We start from the raw sequence: 14,385 nt of genomic DNA on the forward strand, positions 1-14,385 counted from the left end.
CTGTTTAAAAATATTCTTAAATAATAATCGTACAAATGACGTTTATTATTCTAAATATTTTACTTTTACAGTTTAGATCTTTCCAAATATTAAACTTTATGAAAATTAATTCTCATACCAAGAGCGTGTTATGTCTCTTTGTAGCTTATTGCTTTATTAGTTTTGGGCTATCAAATCAATCTTTAGCACAGCAAACAAAAACATTTTTGGTTAAAACAGATCAATCAATTGCTAAAATTGAACCTAAAATGTGGGGTGTATTTTTTGAGGATATTAATTTTGGTGCTGATGGTGGCATCTACGCTGAGTTGATCAAAAATAGATCCTTCGAATTTGCCAAACCCTTAATGGGTTGGTCAATTTACAGAAATAGACAAAAAGAGGGTGAAGTTTTGGTTATTAATCGCAAAGAAGTAAATGACGCAAATCCAAGATATTTACAGGTTAAAAGACAAACTGATGATTTCGAGCTTATCAATGAGGGTTTTAAAGGTATAGGAATTAAAAAAGGAATACGTTACGATTTTTCAATGTTATATCGCATGCCTACATTAGGTATTAAAATGATATTACAATTAAAGACTGCCGACAATAAAATAATTGGTCAAACAGTTTTAACTCCATCACAAACAAACGGAGCCACTTGGCAAAAACAAGCTGCCAATATCATTGCAACAGAAACCGATCCAAAAGCCAAATTCTCTATTATATTTCAAGGTAAAGGAGATATAGACTTAGATATGATTTCTTTGTTTCCTAGCGATACTTGGAAGAACAGACCACAAGGGTTAAGAGCTGATATGGTGCAAATGTTGGCTGATATGAAACCAGGTTTTATCCGTTTCCCGGGTGGGTGTATTGTTGAGGGAACAGACTTAGCAAATCGTTACCAATGGAAAAACACCATAGGTCCAATTGAAAACCGTAAGATGATCATGAACAGGTGGAACGTTGAATTTGCCCATCGCCCTGCACCAGATTATTACCAAACTTTTGGATTAGGTTTTTTAGAATATTTTCAACTTGCTGAAGATTTAGGATCTGAGGCTTTGCCTATTTTAAATTGCGGAATGGCTTGCCAATACAATACAGGTGAGGTTGCTGTTTTGGATGAATTAGATCCTTATGTACAAGATGCCTTGGATTTAATTGAATTTGCAAATGGTGATATCAATACCAAATGGGGCAAAAAGAGAGCAGATTTAGGTCATCCAAAGCCTTTTAACCTAAAAATGTTAGGTATTGGAAACGAAAACTGGGGACCACAATATTTAGAGCGTTTAGCAATTTTTACTAAAGCCATTAAAGCAAAATACCCAGAAATTAAACTTATCAATAGCTCTGGCACAGGGCCAGATGGAGATCGGTTCGACTTATTAAATACATCTCTTAGAAACAGCAAGGCAGATTTTATTGATGAACATTACTACAAACCTGCAGATTGGTTTCTAAAAAATGCTGGCCGTTATGATAATTATCCTAGAAATGATTCGAAAGTTTTTGTGGGCGAATACGCTGTACATGCAGACTCTAAAGTTATTGGAAGCAATAGAAATAACTGGCAAAGTGCACTAGCCGCTGCAGCATTAATGACCGGTTTAGAACGTAATGCAGATGTAGTTCAAATGGCATCATACGCTCCTCTTTTTGCACATGTTGATGCATGGCAATGGGCTCCAGATATGATTTGGGTAGATAACTTAAACGTTTATGGCACACCAGATTATTATGTTCAAAAATTATTCTCTACCAATAAAGGTACAGATGTAGTGTCAATTACAGCAGATGAAAAGAACGTGATTGGCCAAGATGGCCTTTATGCTTCAGCTGTTACTGATAAGACCACCAATGAGCTAATTATCAAAATTGCCAATACCGCCAATCAAACTCAAACCATCAATTTGAATTTAGATGGCAAGAAAAAATTAAAATCAAAAGCCTCTTTGGATGAATTGGAGAACAACAACCTATCTGAAACTAACTCATTAGAAAGACCAACTACCATTGCACCAAAAACAACAACCATAACACTTAAGGGCAAAAGACTAAGCTTAGTTTTAAAACCATACTCATTTAACGTAATCAGAATACCATTTAATTCATAAAAGCCATGAAGAAGCTACTCCTATCTATTTCTATAATTTGTAGTGCATTCGTTTTAAATGCACAAACAGAAACATCACTAACCATTAAAGCCGCAAATAATCAGATCATTAGCAAACATATTTATGGTCATTTCTCTGAGCATTTAGGGCGCTGCATTTATGATGGGTTTTGGGTTGATGAAAATTCTACTATTCCAAATAAAGGAAGAATTAGGTTAGATATTGTTGAAGCTTTAAAGAAAATCAAAATTCCAAATCTACGTTGGCCAGGGGGATGTTTTGCAGACGAATACCATTGGAGAGATGGAATTGGACCTAGAAATCTCCGTCCAAAAATGGTAAATACCAATTGGGGAGGTGTTACAGAAGACAATAGTTTTGGAACACATGAGTTTTTAGAGCTTTGTGAAATGCTACAAACAGAACCCTACATTGCTGGTAACGTTGGTAGTGGAACAGTTGAGGAAATGGCTAAATGGGTTGAATATTTAAACTTTGACGGTGTTAGTCCGATGACAGCTATCCGTAAGGAAAATGGACGAGAAAAGCCTTGGAAGGTAGCTTTTTGGGGCGTTGGAAATGAAAGTTGGGGTTGTGGAGGAAACATGACTGCACAGTATTACAGTGATTTATATCGCAGATATGCAACTTATGCACGTGATTATCCGGGTGCACCACTTAAAAAAATTGCTGCTGGTGCCAATTCAGATGATTACAAGTGGACAGAAACCTGTATGAAAAATATGGGCAGACAGATGTGGGGTTTAACCTTACATTATTACACCATCCCTACCGGTAAATGGAATGCAAAAGGATCGGCTACTAATTTTGATGAAAATCAATATTTCACTACCATGCAAAACTGTTTAAGGATGGAAGAATTAGTGACTAAACATTCAGCTATTATGGATAAATATGATCCAAATAAAAAAGTAGCATTGGTTGTTGATGAATGGGGAATTTGGACTGATGTTGAACCTGGCACAAATCCTGGGTTTTTATACCAGCAAAATAGCCTACGCGATGCTTTAATTGCTGGTACAACGCTAAACATCTTTAATAACCACTCAGATAGAGTAAAAATGGCAAACTTAGCCCAAACAGTAAACGTTTTGCAAGCTTTAGTTTTAACTGAAAAAAATAAGGTGATTTTAACGCCAACTTATCACATTTTTGATTTGTACAAAGTTCATCAGGATGCTAAATATTTACCGATTGATTTCGTAAGTCCTGATTATACTTCTGGTGATAAAAAAATTCCTGCACTAAATGTCTCTGCCTCACAAGATGAAACAGGTGCAATACACATTTCATTAGTTAATCTGGATCCGAATAAGAAAATTACTTTAAATACTGTTTTAGAAGGATTAAACTGGAAAAATGTAACAGGTCAAATCTTAACTTCAGCTAAAATTACTGATGTAAATTCATTTGATAATCCTAATAAAATCCACATTGTGAAATTTAATGGCGCTAAGAAAAGTGGCAACAAACTTTCTGTAGAATTACCAGCACAATCTGTGGTTGTTTTAGAATTAAAAAACTAACTAAATTGTTGGCGGGGGACGCCATCAAAAGAAATTCAAACGTTGGCGTCCTCGCCAATGGATTTTAGAATATCATAAAAAACATAATGAAAAAACTCCTATTTCTAAGCTTCATACTCTTCATCTCATTCAATGTAAATGCGCAAAAAAATTACATTTTTGCCTACTTTAACAACAATGGGCAAGATGGGCTTCATTTAGCTTATAGCAAAGATGGTTATCAATGGACAGCTTTAAAAAATGACAAATCGTTTTTAACACCAACAGTTAGTAAGGATAAATTAATGAGAGACCCTTGCATTGTTAGAGGTGCTGATGGTTTATTTCATATGGTGTGGACAGTAAGCTGGAAAGATAAGGGAATTGGTTATGCAAGCTCTAAAGATTTAATTAATTGGAGCGAACAACAATTTATACCAGTAATGGCTAAAGAAGAAGGTGCAAGAAACACATGGGCACCAGAAATTACTTATGATGAAGCCACCAAAACGTATATGATTTACTGGGCAACCACCATCATTGGTAAGTTTCCCGAAACAGCATCAAAAGCCGATGATGGTTATAACCACAGAATGTACTACGTTACTACCAAAGATTTTAAAACATTTTCTGAAACCAAGCTACTATATGATCCTGGTTTTAATGTAATTGATGCCACCATTGTAAAAGACAAAAACAGGTTTGTGATGTTCTTAAAAGACGAAACCAGAGAGCCAGATCAAAAAAATCTTAAAATTGCTTATAGCGATAACTTGGTTGGCCCCTACTCAAAAGCCAGTCCAAAAATTACTGGAAATTATTGGGCAGAAGGACCAACAACTTTAAAAATAGGAAATGATTGGTTAGTTTATTTCGATAAGTACAGAGATCATAAATATGGCGCTATCCAGTCTGCTGATTTGGTAAACTGGACTGATGTATCTGCTAAAATATCTTTACCAAAAGGAATTAGGCATGGTACCATTTTAACCATCAAGAAAAAAGAATTAAAGAAATTATTAGCAGTAAATTAAAATGAAAAATAATACAAAAATTCTTGGTTTAGGATTGATAACCGTTTTTTTTAATCTTACCTCAGCTAAATCACAAGAAAAGATCATCGTTTCAAAAGGTAATCCAATCATAACAGATAAATATACAGCAGACCCTGCAGCCTATGTTTATGGCGATTCTGTTTATTTATATACTGGCCATGATGTGCCGAAACCACCCAAAAATAGTTACGAAATGCATGAATGGTTAGTTTATTCATCTGCAGATATGGTAACCTGGAAGGAACATAAATCTCCTCTAGATGTTAAGGCTTTCGCTTGGGCAAAAAAAGATGCATGGGCTTCGCAAGTAATAGAAAGAGATGGTAAATTCTATTGGTATGTTGCTATTGAACACGGCACCATACACGGTAAATCAATTGGTATTGCAGTTTCTGATAGTCCGAGGGGACCATTCAAAGATGCATTGGGCAAAGCATTAATTACCAATGATATGACCACAGATGTAAAAATTAGTTGGGATGATATTGATCCTTCTGTAATTATTGATGATGATGGTCAGGCTTACTTATTTTGGGGCAACCAGAAGTGCCGTTATGTAAAGTTAAAGAAGAACATGATAGAAATGGATGGTCCAATTGTAACTTTAGATTTACCCGAATTTACAGAGGCTCCTTGGATACATAAAAGAAAGGGATGGTATTATCTTTCTTATGCATCGCAATTTCCTGAAAAAATAGTTTATGCCATGAGCAAAAAAATAACTGGACCTTGGGAATACAAAGGCATATTAAATGAAATTGCTGGCAACTCGAATACTAACCATCAAGCCATTATTGATTTTAAGGGCAAATCTTATTTCATTTATCATAATGGTGGCATCAATACAGAAGGTGGCAGCTTTAGAAGATCAGTATGTATAGATTATTTATACTATAATAAAGATGGAACTATGAAAAGAGTAGTAATGACTAGTGAAGGGATTAAGAAGGCGAATTAATTAATCGAAGACTTCACCACCTAGGCACATAGAAAACATAGGTTTATTTTTTTCTATATGTGCTATGTTTCTATGTGGTTTAAAAATTAGAAAAGCAAGTAGCTTTAACTATCAAAGTCCGCCCTTCTTTACGCTAAATCTTTTTTGCTGTCCTTCCGACTTGGAGGAATCTGCTGAAAGAAGTCCATTGCAATAGATTCTTCGCTGCGCTCTGAATGACAGGTTACGTTTAGAATAAAAAATAATCAAATATGATTAAAAAACTTACACTTTCTGCAATCCTAATCTTCACCGCAAGTTTTGCTTTCGGGCAAGATAAATTGCAAGCTTTTAGCTTAAATGAAGTGCGCTTGCTTGATGGACCTTTTAAAGCAGCACAACAAATAGATTTAGCTTATCTACTTTCACTTGATGCAGATCGTTTATTGGCACCTTATTTAAAAGAAGCTGGATTACCCGCAAAGGCAGAACAGTATGGCAACTGGGAAAACACAGGCTTAGACGGACATATGGCTGGTCATTACTTGTCTGCCCTATCCTTAATGTATGGTTCTACTGCAGATGCTAAAGTAAAAGAAAAGATTGTTTATTTAATTAGTGAATTAGAAAGATGCCAAGATAAAAATGGCAATGGTTATGTAGGCGGGGTTCCAGGAGGTAAGTTGATATGGGAACAGATTAAAAAAGGAGACATTAAGGCCTCCAGTTTTTCACTCAATGGAAAGTGGGTTCCTTTATATAACATTCATAAAATTTACAATGGTTTGTATGATGCTTATGCAGTTACCGGAAACTTAAAAGCAAAAAATATCCTCCTCAAACTTACAGATTGGTGCATTGATTTGGTAGCTAATTTGTCTGATGCTCAAATTCAAGAAATACTAAAAAGCGAACATGGAGGTCTAAATGAGGTTTTTGCAAATGTTGCAACAATAACAAGCGACAAAAAATATTTAACATTAGCGAAAAAGTTTTCAGATTTATCTATCCTTACTCCATTACTTAATCAAAAGGATGCTTTAAATGGGTTACATGCAAATACTCAAATACCGAAAGTAATTGGATTTGAACAAGTGGCTAAAGTAGCTAATGATGCAACTTGGGCAAATGCAGCAGATTTTTTCTGGCAAACTGTAGTTAAAAATAGAACTATTGCTATTGGCGGAAACAGTGTTAGAGAGCATTTTAACCCTGCAAATAATTTTTCTTCGATGATAGATTCGAGAGAAGGTCCAGAAACATGCAACTCTTACAACATGTTAAAATTAACAAAGCAATTGTTTTTGACTAACCCAAAAGCTAATTATGTTGATTATTATGAACGTACATTATATAATCACATTCTTAGTTCTCAAAGTAAAAGTGGTGGCTTTGTTTATTTTACGCCTATTAGACCAGGCCATTATCGCGTATATTCTAAACCTCAAGAAAGTTTTTGGTGCTGTGTAGGTTCTGGACTAGAGAACCATGCAAAATATGGTGAAATGATCTATGCGCATGATAAAACTGACTTATTCGTCAATCTATATATTCCATCAACCTTAAATTGGAAAGAAAAAGGGTTGCAAATCACACAGCAAACCACCTTTCCAAATACAGAAACTTCGGAGTTTACCCTTAAAATTACCAAGCAAAGTCATTTTGCTATTAAGTTTCGTTATCCTTCTTGGATAGAGAACGGACTACAAATTACTGTAAATGGCAAAAAACAAACGATAGTAAAAAACAAGGATGGCTATGTCAGTATTAGTCGCCTATGGAAAACTGGTGATCGTATAAATATCCATTTACCAATGCAAAATACTGTGGAATTTTTACCTGATCAATCCAATTGGCTTGCCTTTCTACATGGGCCAATTGTAATGGCTGCAGAGATAGATACCCTAAAACCCAAAAATTTTATAGCCGATGGAAGTAGAATGGGACATATAGCTTCAGAAACATTACTTCCAATAGATCAAGCACCATTTATTGTGGGTGATAAAAACAACTTGGTTGCTAAAATTAAGGCCGACCCAGCGCATAAAATGCAATTTAAAATTAACGATCTCATTTATCAACAACGTTATAAAAATTTAAAGTTAGTACCGTTTTATACCATACAAAGTAGCAGGTATATGATATATTGGCCTTATACCAATGAAGCTAATTTAAAGGAAAAGTTAGCCAGTATAAAGAAAATTGAGAACGAAAAAAACCAACTCGACTTATTGACAATTGACTTGATAAATACTGGAGAGCAACAACCAGAAACCGATCATAATTTTAAAGGAGAACAAACTGAGAATGGTACTTATCAGGAACGACACTTTAGAAATAGCAAAGCCTGGTTTAGTTATGACCTTAAAAATAAAGACCTAAAGGCAACCAAACTTCGTTTAACCTTATACGGAAAGGATAAGAACAAGGATTTTGCTATTTTCATTAACGATGTTTTGTTAACCAATGTAGCATTAGATGGTTCGAAAGGGAATGATTTTTACAATACAGAATACCTTATTCCCTCAACCCTATTGAAAGAAAATATGCAAGTAAAATTTATTGCCACAGCGAAATCTGCTGTGGCAAATATTTACGAAATCCGGTTAATGAAATAATCTTGTCTCAATTATTTTATCATCATTTAGCATTAAGGGTAATTATGCCCTGAGGTAAACCTTTTGCCGTTACTTTCAAACTGATATTTCCTTTTACTTTTGAAGTTTCTACAATTGCCACTGCCATTCCGCTAAATGCTTTCATTTCTGGTTGATGAAATAGTTGTAATGAAGTTGGATCACCATTACATGCTGCACGGTATTTTCCAGCACCCTCAACTTTAAAAATCAAATCATTGGTTGCATTTGGACAAATATTTCCAGCCTTATCTACCACACTGATGGTTACAAAAGCAAGGTCTTTACCATTTGCTGTTAACTGCGTACGATCTGCTTTTAGTTTTAAATGATGCGGTGCGCCTGCAGTTGTAATCTCTTTAGTCGCCACAGCTTTTCCACTTTCATCATAAGCCACAACTTTAATACTTCCCTTTTGGTAAACTACATCATTCCACATTAAACGGTAACGAGTTTGATTATTCAAATTACTTTTTTTCTGAATACCCATACTTTTCCCATTTACAAATAACTCTGCAGATGGATAATTAGTATAACAGAAAACGGGAACGTTTTGGCCTTCTTTGCCTTCCCAATTCCAATGTGGTAAAAGGTGCAAAGTAGGTTCTTCTGGTTTCCAGCGACTTTTATATAAATAGAATCTATCCTTAGGAATGCCTGCTAAATCATAAATACCAAAATAAGAACTGCGTGATGGCCAATAATCATCATAAGGAGTTGGTTCACCTAAATAATCAAAACCTGTCCAAACAAATTCACCAGCAGAATAAGCTGTTGTATCCTGCACTGCCCATTCATCGTCTGGTACCTGAGACCAATTACAATACTCTAAATCGTAAGATGAACTTTGATTGTCTGGATGATGGATATCTTTACCCATTTTAACTGGAAGATGGTAAACACCTCTTGAACTAACCGTTGAGGCCGTTTCTGAGCCATAAAGAAAGCCTTGTGGTAATTTTTTATATGCTTCGAAATATTGTTTTGGTTTGTAATTAAATCCAGGTACATCTAAAGAGGCTGCAAAGTTATTTTTTAAAGCAGAATTAATACGATCCATTCCAGCTGTCACCAATCTTGTTGGGTCTAATTTATGGCAAATGTTTTGGAGATATTCTACAATCTTATAGCCTTCTTTATTATCTTGATCGGGTACTTCATTTCCAATACTCCACATAATGATACTTGGGTGATTGCGATCTCTTTCTAACATATTGGTTAAATCCTTTTCTGCCCAAGCATTGAAATAATTGTGATAACCGTTTTTCATTTTTCCTCTTTTCCATTCATCAAAAGTCTCTTCAATTACTAAAAAACCCATTTCATCACATAAATCTAAAAACTCTGGTGCTACTGGATTGTGTGAGGTACGAATAGCATTACAACCTAAATCCTTTAACAAAACCAATTGTCTACGCATAGCGGAAACATTTATAGCAGTACCTAAAGGTCCTAGATCATGGTGAAGGCAAACACCTTTGAATTTTACATTTTTATCGTTTAACCAAAAACCTGTTTCACGCTTGAATTCTGTTTTTCTAACTCCAAACTTGGTTTGCTGTTGATCTGTTAAAACATTATTTAGGTAAAGTTTAGTAACCAAGGTATAAAGTGTTGGGCTTTCTGGCGACCACAATTTAGGATTTTTAAGATTTAAATTGATTTCATTTTTACCTAAAGCAGAACCACTTGCTAAAAGTGTTCCTTTTGAATCTAAAACATTATAAACCAGTTTAAATCCTTTAACTAAGCTGTCTGAAAGTGCAGTTTTCACATTTACTTTTGCAACATTGGCTGAAATTTCTGGTGTAGTTACAAATGTACCCCATGTTTTAAGGTTTATTTTGTTTTTAACAATAAGGTGTACATTTCTATAAATACCTGCTCCCGGATACCATCTGGATGATTCTGGCTTATTATCAACCCTAACACTTAGGGTATTAGATTTTCCTTTGATGATATAAGGTGAAATATTAAAATGAAAAGAGCTATAACCATATGGCCAATGACCAATTTCCTTACCATTTACAAATATGGTCGAATTACTCATTACCCCATCAAACAGTAAGCTTACTTCATCACCTGCTGAAATTGCAGGAACCGTGAATTTGGTGCGATACCAACCAATACCCATATAAGGTAATGCACCCGTTCTACCTGTCTTGCGTGTTTCCTTCTGCTCATTATTTTGTGTAATTTTAACAATTTGAATATCATTGTTTTCATCAAACGGGCCATATATAGCCCAATCGTGTGGTACCCTTACCGACTGCCAACCTTTATCATTAAAAGTTGCCTTAGCGGCAGTTGGGAAATCTCCTTTTGAGAATTTCCAGCCATCTTCCAATAAAATATCCTTGGTGATTTGGGCTTGTGCTAAATTTACACTCAAACTTGCCACAATGACAATAACTATTGTTTTTATTCCCTTTATCATGTTTATATCTATCCAGTATCTATTAACGTATATCAATTTTTTATTTCGAAATGCTAAAAACCTTACTTGCATGTGGTGCAATTTGTTGAGAGAAAGATGCTGCTGATCCTTTAGCAATTTCACCTGTCCACAAGTTTTTGATCTTATATTTACCATTAAACCCCAAATCTTTTAAGTCCACCGCAATGGTTGTTGTTTCTTTATCGCCAATGTTAAATAAGGCAAGGTAGCGCTCACCTGTTTTGCTATTGCGAGATGTTACAGCTACTCTCCCATTCTCCATAAACAATTGGCGTACCTCTACGCCTTCTTTATGCATTTTAAGAATATCTTTGTTGTTGAGTAATGAAAGTGTAAAAGCATCATTAGAGGGTAAATCGCCACCAAACATTAATGGTGAACGGAAAATGGTGAAAAACGTCATTAACGATACTTGCTCATCTTTGGTTAAACGAGTCATGCGGTCTTTTCCACGTTCTCCACGAATCGCTATCCTCCCTAGCGGAATCATATCGCAATCAGGCCAAGTACCAGGAGCCGAATAGGCATACCAACCTTTAGCCACATTCATTAAGTGAACCAAATCTTTCCAAACATCCCACACATCATCTACCATCCGCCACATATTGGCATGCTCTTTAACATGTGCTGCATTTTTTATAGGTGTTTCCCCTGGTGAAGTGCTTAGTACAATCGGCCGTCCGGTTCGATCTATTGCCTTTCTAATTAGTTCTATCTCACCCTGATGATAAGGTCTTGATAAATCATCTACCTTAATAAAATCAACACCCCATGAAGCATATAGCGCTAAGATAGAATTGTAGTATTCCTGTGCGCCTGGTTTTTCGGCTACAATAGTATAGTTATCAGTAAGCCATTTACACTGTAAATCGGTAGTGTAAATCTGATCAGCGGTAATTCCATTTGTTCCTTTAATAGGAAGCTTTCGTTTTACAGCATCTACCGGGATACCTCTCATGATATGAATCCCAAACTTTAAACCCTTGCTGTGAATATAATCAGCCAATGCTTTAAAACCTTTGCCCCCAGCAGCCGATGGAAAACGACCACTATAAGGTAAATATCTACCATATTCGTCCATTACATAGCGTGGGTCTGTTTGGTTATAACCTCCAGCTTTATCATTTTCTACAAACCAACGGATGTCGACAACAACGTACTGCCATCCTAATTTTTTAAGATTGGTAGCCATATAATCAGCATTCGCTTTTACTTCAGCCTCTGTTACAGTAGAGCCATAACAATCCCAGCTATTCCATCCCATTGGTGGCGTAAGGGCCCAATTTTTAAATGAAGTTTGCGCTTGTGAAGTATAGTTAAACAAAAGCATTAGCACTATAAGAATTATAATGCGTTTAGGTTGCAATATTCTAAATTTCATTTCAGCTTTACAATTTGGTTAAATCAAAAATAAAAAAATAAACGTTAAAAGTACGTTTATAGATAAAATATATTTCAAGCTAAATTACTTTGTTCTCGTTTATTGATTATTACTATATTAGGCTTCCAAATTTTATCAAATGAACTATATTCCTTTAGCCAGTAGATATCAAAATATGCAGTACAACAGATGTGGTTATAGCGGCTTAAAATTGCCCGCAATCTCCTTAGGTTTATGGCATAATTTTGGAAATGTAGATGATCCAACTAATTTTCGAAACATACTTTTACATGCGTTTGATAGTGGAATAACACATTTTGACTTGGCCAATAATTACGGTCCGCCTCCTGGTTCTGCAGAAGAAAATTTTGGGAAGCTATTGGCTACAGATTTAAAATCACATCGTGATGAATTAATTATTTCTACCAAAGCAGGTTATACCATGTGGGATGGACCTTATGGTGATTGGGGTTCAAAAAAATATTTGATATCAAGTCTAGACCAGAGTTTAAAACGGATGGGGATTCCTTATGTAGATATATTTTACCACCACAGACCAGACCCAGATACGCCTTTAGAAGAAACAATGACTGCTCTTGATCTTATTGTTAAACAAGGAAAGGCGTTGTATGTTGGTCTCTCTAATTACAAGCCAAAAGAAGCAAAAGAGGCCATCAGTATCTTAAAACAATTGGGTACACCTTGCCTTATTCATCAACCCAAATACTCTATGTTTGAGCGAAGTCCTGAAGAGGGATTATTTAAGGTTTTGGAAGATGAAAAAATAGGTTGCATTCCTTTCTCTCCATTGGCACAAGGAATGTTAACCAATAAATACCTAAAAGGAATTCCTGAAACTTCTAGAGCAGCTAAAGCCACTGGTTTTTTACAAGCAGCAGCTATTACACCAGAAAAATTAAATCAGATCAATAAACTAAATGAAATTGCCAAAACTAGGAATCAAACGCTTGCTCAAATGGCTTTAGCTTGGGTTTTAAGACAGCAATGCGTTACTTCTGTTCTAGTTGGAGCAAGTAGTACTGCCCAATTAACTGATTCTATTGAAACATTAAACAATTTGGAATTTTCTTCAGCAGAACTCCTTACAATTGAACAGATTTTGACGGGCTAGAAATTATAAAATTAGTGTAACACCATCATCTGTTTCAACAACATAAGAGTCTAATTTTTTCGAAAATTCATCTTCATAAGCCTGTGTGATTTTTTCAATGAATTCATCTATTTTCTCTTCTTTTACAATGCTTAGTGTACAACCATCAAAACCCTCACCCATCATTCTTGCACCTAAAACATAGGGTAAGCTTTTTACAGAATCAACCAGAAAATCTAATTTTTTGCAACTTACTTGGTAAAACTCTCTCAATCCATCATGTGCTTGAAACATAGCCTGTCCAAGGCCCTTTAAGTTGCCATTTTTTAATTGTTCTGCAGCGGAGATTATCCTTTGGTTTTCTTCAATGATAAATTTGCATTTTCGATAGACATCAATATCCTTATGTTTAACATATTTGTCAAGCATTTTTATGTTCACCTCACTTAGACTTGTTACCTGACTAATATTTGCTTTCACCCAAGCTAAACCTTGCTCACATTGCGCTCTTACCAAAGTAGATGCAGAATTTGATAGTGAGTATTTAATGTTTGTATTTAGCAAAACCAATTGATAACCATTTAGTTTTAATGGAATATAATCATAGAACATGCTTTTACAATCTAGAAGAATGGCATTGCCCCTTTTCCCAAAAACAGCTGCAAATTGATCTATAAAACCATTTTCAACTCCAGCAAAACCCTGCTCAGTCATCTGGGCAATTTTTACTAGATCTAGCTTTGATGCTGACAAAGAAAAAAGTTCCATCAATGCATAGCCAGTTGCACATGCTATTGCTGCAGATGATGAAAGTCTAGTGCCCAAAGGTACATCACCATCTATGTAAAGATTAAATCCCCCAATGTGATAACCCCATTTCTGTAACTGGTCTGCCACACCAAGAATATAATTTACCCAGTCCTTTTCAGTTTGTTTTAAATCAGAAAGCTTAGCCTGAAAAGCTTCTCCATAACTTTCAGCATATAGGTGAATTTCCTCATCATTTCTCCTAGAAACAGCAACATATATTGCAATATCTATAGCTACAGGCATTACATACCCATCACTACAAGCTGTATGCTCACCAATAATATTAATCCTCGCTGGAGATCGGACAATAATGGGAACCCGATTGAAATGCGTTTGAAAAGCTAATTCTATAGATTCAATAATCAT

The 14,385-nt window shown here is 35.3% G+C and carries 9 protein-coding genes; 6 read left to right on the plus strand and 3 right to left on the minus strand.

All coding sequences use genetic code 11. The features are described 5' to 3' along the window. Nucleotides 1-98: 98 nt before the first annotated feature. The 5 genes from FA048_RS09815 to FA048_RS09835 all read left to right on the plus strand — a co-directional run bounded on the left by FA048_RS09815 (nucleotide 99) and on the right by FA048_RS09835 (nucleotide 8,241). Nucleotides 99-2,105 carry an alpha-L-arabinofuranosidase C-terminal domain-containing protein gene (locus tag FA048_RS09815; protein WP_136840346.1) on the plus strand — a complete coding sequence of 669 codons (2,007 nt, stop codon included), beginning with the start codon at nucleotides 99-101 and terminating at the stop codon, nucleotides 2,103-2,105. A gap of 5 nt (nucleotides 2,106-2,110) precedes the next feature. Further along, nucleotides 2,111-3,652, plus strand: coding sequence for an alpha-N-arabinofuranosidase (locus tag FA048_RS09820; protein ID WP_136840348.1), 1,542 nt, complete (start codon nucleotides 2,111-2,113; stop codon nucleotides 3,650-3,652). 86 nt (nucleotides 3,653-3,738) lie between these two features. Beyond that, complete coding sequence (locus tag FA048_RS09825) at nucleotides 3,739-4,665, plus strand: glycoside hydrolase family 43 protein (protein ID WP_136840350.1); 927 nt, start codon at nucleotides 3,739-3,741, stop codon at nucleotides 4,663-4,665. A 1-nt stretch (nucleotide 4,666) separates the two neighbouring features. After that, complete coding sequence (locus FA048_RS09830) at nucleotides 4,667-5,644, plus strand: glycoside hydrolase family 43 protein (protein WP_136840352.1); 978 nt, start codon at nucleotides 4,667-4,669, stop codon at nucleotides 5,642-5,644. 251 nt (nucleotides 5,645-5,895) lie between these two features. After that, nucleotides 5,896-8,241: a glycoside hydrolase family 127 protein gene (locus FA048_RS09835; RefSeq protein WP_136840354.1), complete on the plus strand. Its 2,346-nt coding sequence runs from the start codon at nucleotides 5,896-5,898 to the stop codon at nucleotides 8,239-8,241. A 22-nt stretch (nucleotides 8,242-8,263) separates the two neighbouring features. Here FA048_RS09835 and galB read toward each other — a convergent pair whose 3' ends face one another. Both galB and FA048_RS09845 read right to left on the minus strand, forming a co-directional pair. Then, nucleotides 8,264-10,696 carry a beta-galactosidase GalB gene (gene galB, locus FA048_RS09840; RefSeq protein ID WP_136840356.1) on the minus strand — a complete coding sequence of 811 codons (2,433 nt, stop codon included), beginning with the start codon at nucleotides 10,694-10,696 and terminating at the stop codon, nucleotides 8,264-8,266. Nucleotides 10,697-10,736: 40 nt separating this feature from the next. After that, nucleotides 10,737-12,098 carry a glycoside hydrolase family 27 protein gene (locus FA048_RS09845; RefSeq protein ID WP_136840358.1) on the minus strand — a complete coding sequence of 454 codons (1,362 nt, stop codon included), beginning with the start codon at nucleotides 12,096-12,098 and terminating at the stop codon, nucleotides 10,737-10,739. A 139-nt stretch (nucleotides 12,099-12,237) separates the two neighbouring features. Here FA048_RS09845 and FA048_RS09850 point away from each other — a divergent pair, with 139 nt between their 5' ends. After that, a complete protein-coding gene (locus FA048_RS09850) occupies nucleotides 12,238-13,230 on the plus strand; it encodes an aldo/keto reductase (protein WP_136840360.1) in 993 nt (330 codons plus the stop codon). A gap of 3 nt (nucleotides 13,231-13,233) precedes the next feature. On the opposite strand, the gene galK is transcribed toward FA048_RS09850, so the two are convergent. Beyond that, nucleotides 13,234-14,385 (minus strand): galactokinase, encoded by a 1,152-nt coding sequence (gene galK / locus FA048_RS09855; protein ID WP_136840362.1) that lies wholly within the window; start codon nucleotides 14,383-14,385, stop codon nucleotides 13,234-13,236.

It is taken from the genome of Pedobacter polaris, assembly GCF_005116505.1.
Taxonomy (GTDB): domain Bacteria; phylum Bacteroidota; class Bacteroidia; order Sphingobacteriales; family Sphingobacteriaceae; genus Pedobacter; species Pedobacter polaris.

Bases quoted from the DNA above. Each gene is read 5' to 3' on its own strand.
- FA048_RS09815 (WP_136840346.1), top strand. From the start codon at position 99: ATGAAAATTAATTCTCATACCAAGAGCGTGTTATGTCTCTTTGTAGCT.
- FA048_RS09820 (WP_136840348.1), top strand. From the start codon at position 2,111: ATGAAGAAGCTACTCCTATCTATTTCTATAATTTGTAGTGCATTCGTT.
- FA048_RS09850 (WP_136840360.1), top strand. From the start codon at position 12,238: ATGAACTATATTCCTTTAGCCAGTAGATATCAAAATATGCAGTACAAC.
- FA048_RS09825 (WP_136840350.1), top strand. From the start codon at position 3,739: ATGAAAAAACTCCTATTTCTAAGCTTCATACTCTTCATCTCATTCAAT.
- FA048_RS09835 (WP_136840354.1), top strand. From the start codon at position 5,896: ATGATTAAAAAACTTACACTTTCTGCAATCCTAATCTTCACCGCAAGT.
- galB (WP_136840356.1), bottom strand. From the start codon at position 10,696: ATGATAAAGGGAATAAAAACAATAGTTATTGTCATTGTGGCAAGTTTG.
- FA048_RS09845 (WP_136840358.1), bottom strand. From the start codon at position 12,098: ATGAAATTTAGAATATTGCAACCTAAACGCATTATAATTCTTATAGTG.
- FA048_RS09830 (WP_136840352.1), top strand. From the start codon at position 4,667: ATGAAAAATAATACAAAAATTCTTGGTTTAGGATTGATAACCGTTTTT.
- galK (WP_136840362.1), bottom strand. From the start codon at position 14,385: ATGATTATTGAATCTATAGAATTAGCTTTTCAAACGCATTTCAATCGG.